The organism is Pseudomonas sp. S35 (genome assembly GCF_009866765.1).
GTDB lineage: Bacteria > Pseudomonadota > Gammaproteobacteria > Pseudomonadales > Pseudomonadaceae > Aquipseudomonas.
This window is the reverse complement of record NZ_CP019431.1, coordinates 3157862-3174076: the sequence shown is the minus strand read 5'-3', so window position 1 is coordinate 3174076 and position 16215 is coordinate 3157862. Positions and strand designations below refer to the sequence as shown.

The 16215-nt window shown below is 58.3% G+C and carries 15 protein-coding genes and 1 pseudogene; 10 read left to right on the top strand and 6 right to left on the bottom strand.

Features of this window, described 5'->3' with window-relative positions; all coding sequences use genetic code 11:
• Nucleotides 1–377 precede the first annotated feature (377 nt).
• The 5 genes from PspS35_RS13975 to PspS35_RS13955 all read left to right on the top strand — a co-directional run bounded on the left by PspS35_RS13975 (nucleotide 378) and on the right by PspS35_RS13955 (nucleotide 5433).
• Nucleotides 378–1475, top strand: coding sequence for an alpha/beta hydrolase (locus tag PspS35_RS13975; RefSeq protein WP_159935370.1), 1098 nt, complete (start codon nucleotides 378–380; stop codon nucleotides 1473–1475).
• Nucleotides 1476–1488: 13 nt separating this feature from the next.
• Complete coding sequence (locus PspS35_RS13970; protein WP_159935369.1) at nucleotides 1489–2211, top strand: NADPH-dependent F420 reductase; 723 nt, start codon at nucleotides 1489–1491, stop codon at nucleotides 2209–2211.
• 80 nt (nucleotides 2212–2291) lie between these two features.
• Nucleotides 2292–2765: a (2Fe-2S)-binding protein gene (locus PspS35_RS13965; protein WP_159935368.1), complete on the top strand. Its 474-nt coding sequence runs from the start codon at nucleotides 2292–2294 to the stop codon at nucleotides 2763–2765.
• A 12-nt stretch (nucleotides 2766–2777) separates the two neighbouring features.
• Nucleotides 2778–5018, top strand: a complete 2241-nt coding sequence (locus tag PspS35_RS13960; protein WP_159935367.1) for a xanthine dehydrogenase family protein molybdopterin-binding subunit — start codon at nucleotides 2778–2780, stop codon at nucleotides 5016–5018.
• A 169-nt stretch (nucleotides 5019–5187) separates the two neighbouring features.
• Nucleotides 5188–5433 (top strand): twin-arginine translocase TatA/TatE family subunit, encoded by a 246-nt coding sequence (locus PspS35_RS13955; RefSeq protein WP_159935366.1) that lies wholly within the window; start codon nucleotides 5188–5190, stop codon nucleotides 5431–5433.
• A 673-nt stretch (nucleotides 5434–6106) separates the two neighbouring features.
• On the opposite strand, the gene PspS35_RS13950 is transcribed toward PspS35_RS13955, so the two are convergent.
• The gene (locus tag PspS35_RS13950; RefSeq protein ID WP_159935365.1) at nucleotides 6107–6403 is read right to left on the bottom strand and encodes a hypothetical protein; all 297 of its coding nucleotides are present in this window, start codon (nucleotides 6401–6403) and stop codon (nucleotides 6107–6109) included.
• On the opposite strand from PspS35_RS13950, the pseudogene PspS35_RS13945 reads away from it, so the two are divergent.
• The 5 genes and pseudogenes from PspS35_RS13945 to PspS35_RS13925 form a co-directional block, all read left to right on the top strand.
• A pseudogene (locus PspS35_RS13945) lies at nucleotides 6392–6933 on the top strand (transposase); the annotation flags it as partial. The gene PspS35_RS13950 and the pseudogene PspS35_RS13945 overlap by 12 nt on opposite strands.
• 116 nt (nucleotides 6934–7049) lie before the next feature.
• On the top strand, nucleotides 7050–8549 hold the full coding sequence (gene istA, locus PspS35_RS13940) for an IS21-like element ISPpu27 family transposase (protein ID WP_159935364.1): 1500 nt from the start codon (nucleotides 7050–7052) through the stop codon (nucleotides 8547–8549).
• Complete coding sequence (gene istB, locus PspS35_RS13935; RefSeq protein ID WP_159935363.1) at nucleotides 8542–9345, top strand: IS21-like element helper ATPase IstB; 804 nt, start codon at nucleotides 8542–8544, stop codon at nucleotides 9343–9345. Before istA ends, istB begins: the two co-directional genes overlap by 8 nt.
• A 299-nt stretch (nucleotides 9346–9644) precedes the next feature.
• A complete protein-coding gene (locus PspS35_RS13930) occupies nucleotides 9645–9935 on the top strand; it encodes a type II toxin-antitoxin system ParD family antitoxin (RefSeq protein WP_111756428.1) in 291 nt (96 codons plus the stop codon).
• 1 nt (nucleotide 9936) lies between these two features.
• Nucleotides 9937–10293 carry a type II toxin-antitoxin system RelE/ParE family toxin gene (locus PspS35_RS13925; RefSeq protein WP_159935362.1) on the top strand — a complete coding sequence of 119 codons (357 nt, stop codon included), beginning with the start codon at nucleotides 9937–9939 and terminating at the stop codon, nucleotides 10291–10293.
• A gap of 709 nt (nucleotides 10294–11002) precedes the next feature.
• Here the strand turns inward: PspS35_RS13925 and PspS35_RS13920 are convergent.
• Genes PspS35_RS13920 through PspS35_RS13900 form a run of 5 tightly spaced genes read right to left on the bottom strand, consistent with a single transcriptional unit; the run spans nucleotide 11003 to nucleotide 16215 of the window.
• Entirely contained in the window at nucleotides 11003–12238 is a 1236-nt protein-coding gene (locus tag PspS35_RS13920) for a hypothetical protein (protein WP_159935361.1), read from the bottom strand.
• Nucleotides 12235–13764 (bottom strand): acyl-CoA dehydrogenase family protein, encoded by a 1530-nt coding sequence (locus PspS35_RS13915; RefSeq protein ID WP_159935360.1) that lies wholly within the window; start codon nucleotides 13762–13764, stop codon nucleotides 12235–12237. Before PspS35_RS13915 ends, PspS35_RS13920 begins: the two co-directional genes overlap by 4 nt.
• 11 nt (nucleotides 13765–13775) lie before the next feature.
• Nucleotides 13776–14747 carry an SDR family NAD(P)-dependent oxidoreductase gene (locus PspS35_RS13910; protein WP_159935359.1) on the bottom strand — a complete coding sequence of 324 codons (972 nt, stop codon included), beginning with the start codon at nucleotides 14745–14747 and terminating at the stop codon, nucleotides 13776–13778.
• Entirely contained in the window at nucleotides 14744–15961 is a 1218-nt protein-coding gene (locus tag PspS35_RS13905; RefSeq protein WP_159935358.1) for a beta-ketoacyl-[acyl-carrier-protein] synthase family protein, read from the bottom strand. Before PspS35_RS13905 ends, PspS35_RS13910 begins: the two co-directional genes overlap by 4 nt.
• Nucleotides 15958–16215, bottom strand: a complete 258-nt coding sequence (locus tag PspS35_RS13900) for an acyl carrier protein (RefSeq protein ID WP_159935357.1) — start codon at nucleotides 16213–16215, stop codon at nucleotides 15958–15960. The genes PspS35_RS13905 and PspS35_RS13900 overlap by 4 nt, the downstream gene beginning before the upstream one ends.

Genomic DNA, 16215 nt, shown 5'->3' with positions numbered 1-16215 from the left:
GCTGGGTACCCATCATTGGTGCCCCTATCACCCTGATCACCAGGGTGATGAAGGTGCCACTCTGGAGCTTATTGTTAGTTCTGACAACCGCGAGAGCGCTGCGTTACCTGATTCTGGCCTCGCTAGTTCTGGCATGGATGGCCTAACCGATTCCGACCATCACCGGGGAATGAGCTTAACAGCGCTCCAGGTATTAGCCGCAGAGTGCGGAGTTCTCGCCCGATTGAAACAAGTTAGAGCGCTCTGCAATGGTTCAAGCCGCTCCAACAATATCGCCGTTTCAGGCAATCATCTCCACAGATCGAGCAATCGGCTGGGAGGGCCCCATCCTATAATTTTTTTGTATCCACACCCGATGCTCGACCCTGGAGTCAGCCATGAAAAAAATCGATGTAGACGAGAATCGCCGCATTTTCATAGGCGCATCAGCGGTTGCGTTGTGCAGTGTTGCTATCGCAAGCACAGGCTTGATCACGCCAAACCTGGCCCTTGCTCAACCAGCAGTGTCGAGCGGTCCCGCGGTGATTGGCCAACCTGACACCCACGACATTGTGATTGAGCGGGTCACTTTCCCTAACAGGAACACCGGTAGCCATATCGCTGCCAACCTGTTCAAACCGCCCAAATTCGACGCCAACAAAAAGTACCCGGCCATCGTCATCACGCACCCGATCGGCGGAGTCAAAGAGCAAACCGCAGGCTTGTATGCGCTTAGACTGGCCCAGCAGGGCTTTATTACCTTGGCTTACGATGCGTCCTATCAGGGTGATAGTGGCGGTGAACCGCGCTTGATGGAACTACCAGCTGCACGCGTCGATGACATCAGCAGCTCGATAGATTTTCTGAGCACCCTTTCGCCAGTGGATGCCAATCGTATTGGCTCCCTGGGCATCTGCGGCGGTGGCGGTTACGTGCTCAATGCCGCCCAAACCGAGCAGCGGATCAAGGCCGTCGCCACGGTCAGCGCCGCCGATATTGGCGATCTGCGCCGCAATGGCTTGGCCAACTCCCGCAGCTACGAGGAACGTATGAAACTGCTGCAAGACGCCTCGGCGCAGCGCAGCCGCGAAGCGCGTGGGGAGGCCGTTCGCCTGACGGCCACAGTGCCGGAGTCCAGCAAGGATTTCACCGCCAGCACCCCGGTCATGTACCGGGAAGGTTACGAGTATTACCGCACGGCGCGCGGCCAACACCCGAACGCGCCCGGCCGCTCCGTGTTTTCTGCCCTTCCCGCGCAGATGGCGTTCTTCGCCTTTGATCAGGTCGAAACAATTTCGCCACGGCCGATACTGATGATCGCAGGTGGTAATGCGGACAGCCTGTACTTCAGCGAAGTGGCCTACAAGAACGCCAAGGAGCCTAAAACGCTCCATCTGGTCCCTGGCGCAACCCATATCGACATGTATGACAAGCCGCAATACGTAGGCCCCGCAGTGGAAAAGCTGACGGGGTTCTTCGGTCAGTATCTGGTTTGAAAGGATTGATCCCATGCCAACGTTTCTACGCTTCATCGTGTTTGGACTCGCTGCATTCTGGACCTTCGCGTTGTGCCCCCTGACCGCTAATGCGGCTGAGAAGCAGCGTATCTCGGTGATTGGTGCAGGGTCACACGGAGGCACAATCGGCCAACTCTGGGTGAAAGCCGGCCATGAAGTGATGCTCTCCTCGCGCAACCCCGGAGAGTTGGACGCGTTAGTGAAGCAACTAGGCCCGCTGGCGTCTGCAGGCACGCCACAACAGGCCGCCGCTTTCGGTTCGGTAATTTTGTTCGCCGTGCCCTACAACGCCCTGCCCCAACTCGGGCGCGACCTGGCACCGGCCCTGCGCGGAAAGATCGTCCTGGATGCGACCAATCCGCCACCGGACGAGGGCAATCCGCTGTCCCGCGAAGCCTATGCCAATGGCGTCGGCGAAACCTCGGCCAAGTACCTTCCCGGGACGCGTTTGGTGCGCGCCTTCAGTGCAACCGATGCGACATCGATCAATGCGTCCTCGCGTCGCGACGGTGAAAAGCTGGGTGTACCCCTTGCCAGTAACGACGCCCAGGCCCTTCAAGTCGCTGCGCAACTGGTGCGCGACGTCGGCAGCGAACCTGTGATCACCGGCGACTTGGCTTCCGCGCGCACCTTCCAGCGAGGCGGCCCCGGATTTCGAGCCAACACCGATGCGTCAGCGTTGCGCAAGCTGTTGGGCCTGCCGCCTGACGCATGAGCCAACGAGACGGCTATCGTCCGTTCGAACAGGTCATTTTGAACCATTGATCCGACTTACCTCTCAGAGAGCAACCTCCTATGAGCGTCCTTAACATCAACGGCCGTGACTATACAGTTGACGTCGATCCTGGAACGCCGATTCTGTGGACCCTGCGCGACACGCTGGGAATGACCGGCACGAAGTTCGGCTGCGGTGCAGCACTATGCGGCGCCTGCACCGTACACCTGGATGGCCAGGCCATTCGCTCCTGCGTCACTCCTGTCGTTGCTGCGCAGGGTCGCAAAATCACCACCATCGAAGCAGCGACCAATGGCAGTGATCCTGTCGGTACGGCTGTACACGAGGCGTGGGTCAAACATGACGTGGCGCAATGCGGCTATTGCCAGAGCGGGCAGATCATGAGCGCGACCGCGTTCCTCAAAGCCCAACCCAAGGGTAAGCAGCCCACCGCAGCCGAAATCGACTCTGCCATGGCGGGCAATATTTGCCGCTGTGGCACTTATGTGCGTATCCGAGCTGCGGTGGCTGATGCTGCCAAAGCCCTCGCCTGACCGGAGCTTCCCATGTTAACCGACCTCTTTCCGGACGAGTTGCCCCGCGCACTGCAACACATGCTTGAGCGCGATCAAGCCGACGGTCACGCCACACTTCCTAGGCGCAGCTTTCTCAAAATCCTCGGCATCGGCGGCCTGGCGCTTGGCGCCTTCCCTCATCTGGCTCTCGCGCAACAGGCCAATGGCGTTGCAGTAGAGCCACTCAAGCCGAATCAGCAACCCAACGCATTTGTGCAGATCGCGCCCAGCGGCGAGGTCACGGTGACGATCAACCGACTGGAATTTGGCCAGGGCGTACAGACCGGTCTGCCGATGATCCTTGCCGAGGAGCTGGATGCTGACTGGAGCCTGGTGCGCAGCCGCAACGGCACCAGCGACATCGCCTACCAGGACCCCCGTTTCGGTATGCACCTCACCGGTGGCTCCAATTCAATCAAGAACAGCTACACCCAGTACCGCGAACTCGGTGCCCGCGCACGGGCCATGCTGCTGGCTGCGGCCGCGACCCGCTGGAATGTGGATGTGGCCAGCCTAAGTACACAGGCAGGCACCGTGTTTGGCCCTGCGGGTCGTAAAGCAAGCTACGGTGAACTGGCCGAAGCCGCGATGGCATTGCCAGTCCCGGAGCAGGTCACGCTCAAGGATCCCAAAGACTTCCGCATCATCGGCCAGGCCACCACCCGCATCGATGCCAAAGCCAAAAGCAGCGGGCAGCAGAATTTCGGCATTGACATGCGCTTGCCAGGACAAGTCACAGCGGTAGTGGCCCGTCCGCCGGTGTTCGGTGCCAAAATTGCTTCGCTGGATGACAGCGCGGCCCGCGCCGTCAAAGGCGTCAAGACGGTGCTGCGCGTACCGCTCGATGGAGGGGCCGAAGGCGTTGCCGTTATCGCCGAAGGCTACTGGCCAGCCAAGCAGGGGCGTGATGCGCTCAAGGTTCAATGGGATACGTCGACCGTGGAGAAGGTTGATAGCGAGAAACAGTTGGCCGACTACCGGGAGCTCGCGGGACGCCCTGGCCCAAGACTCTTCGAGGCGGATATGGCGCCATTGGCAACCGCACCGCATCAATTGGACGCCGAGTTCCTGTTCCCATATTTGGCCCATGCGCCCATGGAGCCGCTGAATTGCACGGTGCGGTTGTCCGCAGGCCGCGCCGATTTGTGGGTGGGCACTCAGTTTGCCGGCGCCGACAACGCAGCAGCTGCACGCGTGTTAGAGCTCAAGCCTGATCAGGTTCAGATTAACGTGCAGACGGCCGGCGGCGGCTTTGGCCGGCGCGGCATAGCAACCTGCGACATTGTGGTACTGGCGTGCGAGGTGGCCAAAGCCGCCCGAACGGCAGGGCTGAACGTGCCGGTGCGCACCCTGTGGAGCCGCGAGGACGACATCAAAGGCGGCTACTACCGCCCCATGCACCTGCACCGTGCGCGCATCGGCTTCGACGATAGCGGCAAGGTACTGGCCTGGGACCACGTCCTGGTCGGACAATCCATCGTCACTGGCACCATGTTCGGCGGTCGAGTGAAGAACGGCATCGATCCCACGGCCACCGAGGGTCTGCGCGATCCTTATCCGCTGCCGATGCGCCTTACCGTACATCACCCGAAACTCAATGTGCCGGTGCTGTGGTGGCGCAGTGTGGGCTCCACGCACACGGCGTTCGTGATGGAGACCTTGCTCGATGACATCGCCCGGGCAACCAAACAGGATCCGGTGGCTTACAGGATGAAGCTGTTTGCCGATAAGAGTCCGCGCCATATCGCGGCGCTGCAGTTGGCAGTGGACAAGAGTGGGTACGGTAAGCGTCAACTGCCTGCGGGTCGCGCCTGGGGCGTGGCGGTGCACGAGTCCTTCAGCTCAGTAGTGGCCTACGTCGTGGAGGCCTCGGTGCGGGACGGACAGCCCGTGCTGCACCGTGTCACGGCCGGCGTGCACTGCAATCTCGTCGTCAATCCACGCAGCGTGGAGGCTCAAGTGCAAGGTGCTGCCCTGATGGGATTATCGATGTGCCTACCGGGCGGCGCCATTACTCTGAAAGATGGCGTTGTGCAGCAGAGCAATTTCGCTGACTTCAGCGTTCCACGCATTACTGACATGCCTGAGTTCGCTGTCCACATTGTGCCCAGCGCCGAACCACCTACCGGGATGGGTGAGCCGGGTCTTCCGCCATTGGCACCGGCGTTCGCAAATGCTATCGCGAGCCTTACGGGCAAGCCGGTACGTCAGCTGCCCTTCAAGCTAGCATGACAGCATCAGGGGGCTGATCACCCAGAAGCCTGAGTCAACCGGACGCCAATCCATTTGGAGCGGCCTAGGGCAATATTAACGGGATCGACGCTCCGACCAATTTGGGCATACGGACAAATAGTGCGCTCGGTTAACCACCCTCACCTGCCAATTTGCCGGAGCACCGAACATGGGTATTTTCGACTGGAAGCACTGGGTAGTCATTCTTATCGTCGTAACCCTGGTTTTCGGCACTAAAAAGCTGAAAAACCTGGGTTCGGACCTGGGCGAGACGATTAAAGGCTTCCGCAAAGCGATGAACGAGGATGAGAGCAAACCCAGCGAGCAGCCCCTGGAGTCCCAGCAAGCTCCGCCGAACTCACAACGCATCCACGTCCAGGCGAGTAAAGCTGAAGAACTCGCAGGAAAAAACTGAGAGTCGACGCATATTCAGCTTCAGCTCCCCGAACTCATCCTGAGTTTATTGGGTGCGTAAAAGTGGCTAAGTTCTTCCAGCTAGACGTTACGGCTCAACTTTAAGGGCATCGCCCCACAGCTCGGCATCACCACACATTAATATCGGTGACGACCGGATTACGGATGATGATCTGCCCTCGACCATAATCGGTCGGTCTCAATCAACCTTAACCCGTGTCCACCCCGCGTCAGCGAAGCTGCCAAGTTCCGCCCCGCTCAAACCTAGCCAATGCAAGCGCGGCCGGGGGATTGAGACCAAAATCTACTAGTTCCATGACTATCCACGTTGGCCCTAGAACTACATTTAACCATCCATGGCTCCGAACGGCCCCACCGGGTTTTGTTCGTTCTAAAAAATCCGAGAATGATCGCACGCAAGTTTTTCGCCCGGTGCCAGGCAGATCCACCCCGGATATGACGCCGCAGTAGTGCTCCGGGTGAAGTACACCATACCGCTGAGTGAGGATTACCAGTACTGGATATTGGGGCATGATTCTTTCGCGGCCGCTGGCAGTTGTAACGCGGCACAGAGAAGATCCGCTACGCTACGCGCATAATGGTCGTCTTGGATGCGGCCAAGTCGAATTATGCGTATCGGTTTACCAACCGTCATGCCAAACGCATATTTGGATCTAAGCGGTGATGTTCACCATTGAACCTGTCGAACCAGCAACGGCTTGCTTGGCAATTTCAGCCGATATTTGCTGTAAAGCACCCAACGTTACTGCGATCTGCCCCTGGAGCCCGATCACTGAAGCTGCCTTCGCATCTGGGCTCGAATAAGAAGCTGACAAGGCTACTTGTAGCTGTTGCTGTTGTTCCTGCAGTTGTTTTTGTAGTTCCTGTAGACGCTTGTAGTGGTCTAATGAAACCGGACACCCATTTAGGCGAGAATGCTCGCCAGATAGAGGTGTCTGATGACCAAACAACGTCGTTCCTTTTCCGCTGAATTCAAACGCGAGGCCGCAGGCCTCGTGCTCGATCAAGGCTATAGCCATACCGAAGCCAGCCGTTCGCTTGGAGTGGTCGAGTCCGCGTTGCGTCGCTGGGTTAACCAACTCCAGCAGGAGCGCAGCGGCGTTACTCCGCAGAGCAAAGCGCTGACGCCTGAGCAGCAGAAAATCCAAGAACTGGAAGCGCGTATTGCTCGTCTTGAGCGGGAGAAATCCATTTTAAAAAAGGCTACCGCGCTCTTGATGTCGGAAGAGCACGAGCGCACACGCTGATTGATCAGTTAAGTACCCAAGAGCCGGTCGATTGGCTTTGCGCAGTCTTTGATGTCACTCGTTCGTGTTACTACGCCCACCGCCTCAGGCGCCGAAATCCCGACGTTGAGCGGCTTCGGTTGCGCAGTCGGGTCAACGAACTTTTCACGCAAAGTCGAAGCGCTGCCGGTAGCCGCAGTATCGTGTCGATGATGCAGGAAGACGGCGAGCAGATCGGGCGGTTTAAGGTGCGCGTGTTGCCGCTGACCGAAAACTGACCCAGTAAAGGCTGTTCTGCCGACTGAAAACTGACCCAGGTGTTCAACTGCTTCTGCTCACTTTTCGAGCAGGAGAACACAGGGTGATCAGCATGGAAATGTTGGGAAAAATCCGGCGGATGTACTTCCGCGACAAGCTCTCGCTGCATCAGATAGCCAAGCGTACCGGACTGTCGAGAAACACCATTCGAAAATGGGTCAGAGCACCCGAAGCCACCCAGCCGGCGTACCAACGGTGCGCAACCTTCAACAAACTCAGTCCATTTCACGAGACGCTGGAGCAGGCGCTCAAGGCCGATTCGTTTCGGGCAAAGCACAACCGCAGGAGTGCCAAAGCACTCTTCGAGCAGATCAAGGCCGAGGGCTACGACGGCGGCTACAGCCAGCTCACCGCCTTCATACGCGCGTGGCGCGGCGAGCAAGGCAAGTCTTTTCGGGCCTTTGTGCCGCTGACCTTTGCACTCGGGGAGGCCTTTCAATTCGACTGGAGCGAAGAAGGTCTGCTGATCGGCGGCCTGTTCCGACGCATCCAGGTCTCCCATATGAAGCTGTGCGCCAGTCGCGCATTTTGGTTGGTTGCGTATCCCAGCCAAGGCCACGAGATGTTGTTCGATGCCCATACCCGCTCGTTTGGCGCGTTAGGTGGGGTGCCGCGTCGCGGCATCTACGACAATATGAAAACGGCTGTCGACAAGGTCAACAAAGGCAAAGGCCGCACAGTCAATGCCCGGTTTGCCGTCATGTGTGCCCACTACCTATTCGATCCGGACTTCTGCAACGTGGCCTCCGGCTGGGAAAAAGGCATCGTTGAAAAGAACGTTCAAGACAGCCGACGGCGCATCTGGCTCGATGCTCAAAACTGCATGTTCCATACCTTCGAGGAATTGAATGCCTGGCTCGGCCAACGCTGCCGTGCGCTCTGGGACGAACTGGTGCACCCGCAGTACAACGGGCTGACAGTGGCGGACGTCCTGGAGCTAGAACGCGCCGAATTGATGCCGATGCCGACTGCCTTTGATGGCTACGTCGAGCGCACCGTACGGGTCTCCAGCACCTGCCTGATCAGCGTGGCGCGAAATCGCTACTCGGTGCCGTGTGAGCGGGTCGGCCAGTGGGTCAGCAGCCGTTTGTATCCCACACGGGTGGTGGTCATCGCCGATGAAACGATGATTGCCAGTCACGAGCGCCTGTTTGATCGAGATCAGGTCAGTTTTGACTGGCAGCATTACATCCCGCTCATCGAACGCAAGCCCGGTGCGCTGCGCAATGGCGCTCCGTTTGCCGATCTGCCGAAGCCGTTGCAACTGCTAAAACGCGGTCTGAGGCGGCACACCAATGGTGATCGAGTCATGACTCAAGTACTGGCGGCTGTTCCCATCGCCGGGCTCGACGCCGTATTGGTGGCTGTGGAGTTGGTACTTGAATCCGGCAGCTTGAGTGCTGACCACATCCTGAATGTCCTGGCTCGACTGACATCGACAGCAGCCCCTCCGTCTGCCGAAACCAGCCTTCAACTCAAGATAGCGCCTGTCGCCAATACGGCACGCTACGACCGGCTCCGTACCACCGATGAGGAGACTCGCAATGCGTGATCTTATGGCGGAACTCAAAGAACTGCGTCTGCATGGCATGGCCAGCGCCTGGGAAGAACTAGCCTCGCAAGGAGAAGCTTCGACGGCATCCTCGAAATGGCTGCTCGAACATCTGCTTCAACAAGAACATGCAGATCGAGCGGTGCGCTCAGTGAATCATCAGATGAACATGGCCAAACTGCCCATGCATCGTGATTTGGCCGGCTTCGACTTCAGCGCTTCCAGCGCAGATGCCCGCCTGATCAGGGATCTGTCCAACCTGGAGTTCACCGATACCGCGCAGAATGTCGTGTTCATCGGCGGGCCTGGAACAGGCAAAACACACCTCGCCACCGCCTTGGCCGTTTCCGGGATCACGACGCATCACAAACGCGTGCGCTTCTACTCCACGGTGGATCTGGTCAATCTGCTGGAGCGCGAAAAGTACGACGGCAAGACGGGCCGCATCGCTCAAGGGCTGCTACGAACAGACCTGGTGATACTCGATGAACTGGGGTATTTGCCCTTCAGCCAGAGCGGTGGTGCCCTGTTATTTCATTTGCTGTCCAAGCTGTACGAGCACACCAGCGTGGTGATCACCACCAACCTCAGCTTCTCGGAATGGTCGAGCGTGTTTGGTGACGCCAAGATGACAACGGCGTTGCTGGATCGGCTGACACACCACTGCCACATCGTCGAAACGGGCAACGAGTCCTACCGCCTGCAATACAGCAGCTTGGTCGCCCAGACCAAGATCAAATCACGTGAACGAAAGCGCAAAGACAATGATGGTGCCGAGGACGATGAGCTGTTTTGATCCGCACCGAAAATACCCTGCCGCATGCCCAAATGCGGTGGGGCTTTAATGCCTCTTCCACCGGGACACGACTGCTAAGCTTATCCACAATTGCTGATGCCAAAATCAGCAATCCGCCCTGGGTCAATTTTCAATCGGCAGGGTGGGTCAGTTTTCATTCAGCGCCGACACATGGAGCAAAGAACGATCCCGTACGACAAATTTCGTCAGATCCAAACCTCGAACCATGTGTTCGCAAGCAAAATGGCATAATATGCCAATGAGCGGAAGTAACTTCTTACCGAAAGCTGGAGCTCATTATGGCAACGAGAAACGTTGTGCTCACCCCTCACCAGGAACAGGTTATCCAGGACCTGGTTCAGTCCGGCCGTTATCAGAATGCCAGCGAAGTGATGCGGGAAGGTTTGCGGCTATTGGAACAGCGTGTCGCCGAAGACACCGCCAAAATTGAGGCCCTGCGTCTGGCGACCTCTATCGGCATCATGGACTTTGAGCAAGGGCGCTTTACTCAGTTGAACGAACGGGATCTGGAGCACTACCTCGAGGGCTTGAGCCTGGAGGCCACCCTCCCCGCGCGCGAGAAACACTGACATGCCGCAGTATCGGATTTCGAACGCGGCGCGCGCCGACATTGTCGACATCCTCAGGCTCTCCCAGACGCAGTTCGGCGATCAAGCACGCCAGCGGTATCAGGCGCTAATCCTCGCCGCGCTGCAAGCGATTGCCGACACGCCTTATCGCATTGGCAGCTACGAACGCGATGAGCTGGCACCGGGCCTTCGCAGCTATCACCTCATCTATTCACGACAGCAGGCCAAACAGCCCCATGGGGCGGTCAAGAGCCCTCGCCATATCGTGTTTTATCGTGTAGCAACCGCCGACGTGATCGAGGTCGTCCGACTTCTTCATGACGCCATGGAAGGGCAACTGCACCTGCCCAACGAATGATCGCCGACCGAGCTCAAAGGCTTAGCTGGCAATGAACAGCGAAGGTAAGGCGCCCGCATCTATATGCAACCTGAGCGCCCTCGCTGCCATCCGGCTCCGTGCCCCGTTGAAGCGAGAGGTGCTGGGGCCGACCGGACTATTGAGACCCATGATCAGAGGCACGATGCTCAGCGTTGCGTACCACGTTGAATCTGAACAACCTCTTCCTAGGCGTTTTCTGTGGCCATTCGCCTAGCATTCCCGTCCAGCTGCCGGTGGACACGCGGATCGATCTCTCTGACGACCAGCGCCATTGCAACATCTTGCAGAGCATGAGCATCTCACGATGCCAATTTCAGGACGGGTGCTGAAAGACAGCCCGGACAACTCCAATTAAGGATATCGATTCATCTAACGACCAAGAATTTGCCAGATTCGGGTTGGTAATCCAGTATACGGAGGCGCACTGAATACCAGCCACGGCCACCCAGATCCGCGTCAGAAATCGCTATTCTCGATCGCTCGTACACCCTGTGCAATTGGGGGCATAACTGGGGGCATAATTCTATTTTTTCAATCTGAAACTACTGTTCTAGAGCCATGTCAAAATGTTTTTTGGCGACCCTGAGAGTCTCTCCTGAGAGAAATGCATCCCCACTCTCAACACGTCCCCCTTTTAACTGAGTCGCCATCGCCCGCAAAAATCACATTAACGCAGCGCATGGCCACGCTAAAAGGAATAACGCACAGCATTAATCCACCGGCTTTGTTCGTCAAAATAACCGAAGCTACGCTGACTGCCCTCGAATATGTCCACACCCGTACGTAGCTGCCAGTGGGCATCAACGTCGTACCGCATTTCCAAAGAAGCATATTGCGCATCCAGCCGCAGGTCCTGCGCAACGTAAGCGGTGAGGTAAAGCCGGCCCTGCCATAGCTCGCGGCGTACCGCCAAGCTGATCATTTGCGTGCGATCCTGATCGACGGCGCGCGCCACGGCCTCCTTCCAGACGTTGTAGTACTGCATGCCGAAGAACCAGTCCCCACTCAAGTAATCCATACCCAGCAGCAATTGCTTCTGACGGTTCTTCTCCAGCCCAACGATGCCGGTTTGTGCCTGGGAGTAACGATAGGCGTCAGGGACGAAGGCCGCTTCACCCTTCAATACCAACGGCCCTATCGGCATCGCGAATGAGCCGCCAAGCAGTGTGCGACGCTTCAGTGCTTCTCGATAACTCAGACCAGCGGGTGTCAGCCGGGCGGAGTAGGTCTCTTCAGTCTGCCAGCCGTGCCAGCCATTCAAGGAATAGTCCACCCCATGGGCGTTGCCGCTCCAGCGCAAGGCGGGTGTCCAGTCGGAAGGTTTACGCCAGTCCGGACCATCCGCTTCGGTCTGAGGGATATTGCCCAAATAATCGCTGACCCTGGTTTCAGCAAAACGGGCACCGCTATCGGGAAGCAGGTCCTTACGCGTCTGGGGGATCAACAGCAGCTGTAAGGACTGATCCTGGAATACCGAGCATTCACTGTTGAGCATGGCCAATGGGCGTCGTTGCTGGACATAGTCGCCGAAATAGCCTTCGCGACGGTCAAACGCATGGATCACGTCCAGGACCCTGAGCCGGTCAGCGCTGCCCCAGACGACTTGTTGTATCCCCAGCGTGGAGGTACATCGTTCGCCTTGGTATTCAGCGAAGAGTTCACGGGGCTCGACTTCGTGATAGTCGCCGTCCAGTTTATTTTCCTGCAAAGCCCTGACTTGCAACTTGTAGCGCCAGCCCGATGCATCCTGCCAACTCCCCCCCAACAATGCGGAGTACTCGTTGAGCCCCCACTCGCCTTCGCGGGTCAACGCTTGTCGGGTTTCCAGACGGCCGTTGAAATCAAGTGCGTCGAGAGCGTCGCCGTAACAGACATTACTCAGTATCGCTAATGCAAGGCCGACCTTCACTGCCGGTACCTTCATAGGCTCACCTGTGAGGCTAGCAAAGGGTCGATCTCGCGCTCTTCACCGGGCTGGATGCAATCCTGAAGACCTGCATCAATCGTTGCCCAATCGCTCAAGTAATTCATTTTTCTGATAGGTAAACGTGTTCTTTCCCACGCGTGCAGCGCCCTCTCCAGTCGATAGTCCACCCAACGGCGACAGAATTCATCCAGCGGTTGCGACGAGAGCATCAACCAGGCAGCACATTCCCCCAACCTGAGCGAACCCGCAGATAAACGCGAGGCGGACACCTCTTCGGCGGTCCACTCCAGGATTCGTGCTCGGGTAATTTCGCCATGGGCAGTCTGGTCAAGGTAGGCGATGACCGTGCTGGGTTGTTCCAGCACGCGCTGGCCGATGAATGCCGCCAGCGTTTCCGAAGGCCCTTCGAATAAGCGCGTAATGCGAGCGTCGCGCCAGAGTTGTCCAATGGGATTGTTATCGCAATAGCCGCGAGCCCCTAGCATCTGCAGCGCGCTATCACTGACCTCCCCGAGCACCTCGCTGGCCAACCACTTCGTCGCGGCCAGGACCTCGGGGGGAGCGTCAGGCGAGCCCTGATCCAGTCGTAGCGCCAGCTCATCGACCCAATTACCGATTGCTGTCGCTGCACAGAGCGCGTCATCAACCACGCGTTGAGTATGCTCATGATCCCAAAGAGGGTGACCGCCCAGGCTACGTCGGGTGCTATAGCGGATCATCAACTGAACACACCGCCATAACCCACCGACACAGGTAGCGGCAATACCCAGCCGGCCGAACGCCATCGTGTCGCTGGCCACAGCCAGGCCTGCATAGGCACTTCCCAGGACTCGGTCCTGGTTGACCAGCGCAGCTTCAAAATGCAGTTGGTTCTGCACCATGCCTTTGAGGCCAAGCGTCATCGCTTCGCTACCCTGGCGCATACCTTGTTGCTCTGCATCTACACAGAGCCCCAAATAGCCGAGCTCACGCCCTTGGTCATCAATATGCCGGGCGAATACCGAAATGACGCCCGCCCATGCAGCCGAACCTGACCAGGACTTAGTCCCATCAAGCCTGAACACACTGCCTTCACGTCGCGCGCAGGCCGCCATGCCCAACGGGTTGGAGCCCGCCGCCCGCTCAGTCAACGCAAACGCGGCGAGCATTCGACCATTCGCCAGTTGCGGCAGGTACCGCTCTTTGATCGCTGGCGCCGCGAAGCGTTGAATAGGACGGATACCCAACCCGTTGTTGAGACCGATAAAAAAAGCCAAGGTCAGGTCGATGGCGCCCAATTGACGCTGTACTCGCAGCAATTCGAAGTTGGACAAGCACAACCGGCCGCCATAGTCGGCGGGCACCTGCATTCCCAGTAAACCCCGGTTCCCGACTGCCAGCACCAAGTGCGGCGGCAGGCAACGGCGCTCATCCATCAGGCGAAAGTCCAGGCGTTTCGCCCAGTCCTGCAACCATGCATTCAACTCAGTCACAGCAGGCGTGTCCTGCCGAGCTTGAGGATCAAACATCATCCATGCATTCAACGATCAATCTCCTATCGACTCGTCAACCAGCTTGCGGCCTCATGGACCATATGCTCCAGTGATTGTGCCGGCACGAAGCCTAATTGCCGACGAGCCTTGTCACTTCGGTAATGAACCTGCCTGCCCAGCAACGCAACGACATCGGCCGAGAGCCTAAGGGGTATTCTCGTGAGCAATACGTCCAACGGCCGCAAAAGGGCGACGATCCATCCCAATGTGCGAGGCTGCCAACGCGGTGCTTCGACGGCCATCGCAGCGGCCATGCAGGTGAACAATTGGAGATAGCTGACGTTATGAGCATTCAGGATATATCGCTCCCCGCTCTTGCCTTTGGCCATGACGGCCAGCAGCCCCCTCACCAGATCTTGCGCGCCGATGACCGCAATGCCGCCGGGTGGGATAAACGGCAGGCGTCGAAGCTGCAGATCAAGCATGACCTTGCCCCATCCATGCAGCACATCGCAGTTGGAGGCGATGACCGCAGAGGGACACGCAATGACAATATCCATGCCCGACGCACAGAAACCACGAACCTGATCTTCTGCATCACGCTTGCTGTGCATATAGGCCAGCCGAAATGCATCGCCGTTATAGATCATTGACTCGTCCGCTTCCTCGGCCGGATAGCCAACGGCAGCGATGGACGATACGTGCAAGATGCGCTCGACCCCCGCGTCGCGAGCGGCCCGCAGCAAATTCACCGTTCCCTGCACGTTGACCGCAAACATACGCTTGCGCTCGCACTCGTAAGGCAGCGCCAAACCGGCGGCATGGTAGATCTGTGTGACGCCTTCAAGCGCGGACCCGAGGCTGGCGGGATCCAGAAGATCGCCTTCGCGCCAGACCAAACCTTCGCGCAGGCTCTGCAACGCCACGGCTGGATCGTTCGGCAAGACCAGCACTGCCACGTGCTCACCCTGTTCCAGCAACTCCCGCACGATATGACTGCCCAGGCATCCACTGGCGCCGGTGACCAGAATCATTGAGTGCCCTGCGCAGCCAGAGCCAAGGAAACATTAAGGCCACCAAACGCGAAGGAGTTTTTCAGCCACGCTTTCACATTGGCCTCGCGCGCGCCCCCAGTCACATAGTCCAAGTCGCAGTCGGCATCCTGCCCCAGGTAATTGAGGGTTCCGGGAATCTGATTGTGTATCGAGCCCATAAGCCCCCCAATCAACTCGACCACCCCCGCAGCGCCCATCAGATGACCTATCGAGGACTTGACGGATGACACGCCCAGCGAAGGCGCATGAGCGCCGAATACGTGTTTGATAGCCGCCGTTTCGCACCGGTCATTGAGTAAAGTGCCAGTGCCGTGGGCGTTGATGTAACTGAATGCCTCGACGGGCAAGCAGCTGTCGGCAATGGCCTGGCGCATGGCCTGAGCGGGGCCGTCCACGGATGGCTTGAGTAAGTCGCCAGCGTCACTGTTGACCCCATACCCCAATACGTGAGCCAGTATCGGTGCGCCGCGCGCTCGGGCATGCGCCAGGGTCTCCAGAACCAATACCCCGCCCCCCTCGCCCAGCACCATGCCACGCCGGCCGACGGAAAATGGCCGGCAGGTATCGGGGGCCATTGCTCGCAACGCCTCCCATGCTTTCCAGACCAGTGCGTTAAGACATGCGTCAGTACCACCTGCCATCACCAGGTCTGCATCACCGCATCGCAACAACCGATAAGCCTCGCCAATCGCCTGTGTGGAAGAGGCACACGCGGTGCTGACGGTGAGCGCTGGGCCCTTGAAACCGTATTTTAAGCTTATGTGACTGGCGGCGGCATTCGCCATGACCCGGGGCACCGTCCACGGCGCGAGTGTAGCGCTGCCGGCCTGATAGAGATCCAGATAGGCGCTGTGCAACGACTCGCTGCCACCCAAGGCGGTGCCCATGTAGACCGCGCACCTGTAGGGGTCAACCGTGGCAGGGTTGAGACCGGCCATGGCCAGCGCCTCCGCCGCCGACAGCAGTGCAAACTGACTCGCGCGGTCTAACAGTAACAACTCATTGGCCGTGAACAGGCCATCAAGTGCATCATCCGGCAATGCCCCCGCGTTACATGTTCCGCCGACAACGTCGATCAAACGAGGCACTGGTGCGATGGCACATTGTCCTGTGGCCAACCCCTCCCAAAGACGCGCTCGACCCACACCAAACGGTGACACACACCCCACTCCGGTAATGACAACTGTGTTCATGAAACCGCTCGCTTGGAGGCCAGCCGTTCAGCAAGTATTTCCACCAGGCGAGACACGGAGCTGATATCGGTATGGCTGTACGCTGATAAATTGACAGCGAATCGCTTTTCAATTGCGTAGGTGAGCTTCAGTACGTCCAGCGAGTCGAGCCCCAGCTCTTCGATGCTCAGTTGCGTATCCAGCTCAGTGATATCCAGTTCCAACGTGCTGGCGAGCAACTCCAGCACCAGGGTTTGCAGCGATTCAGTCGACAT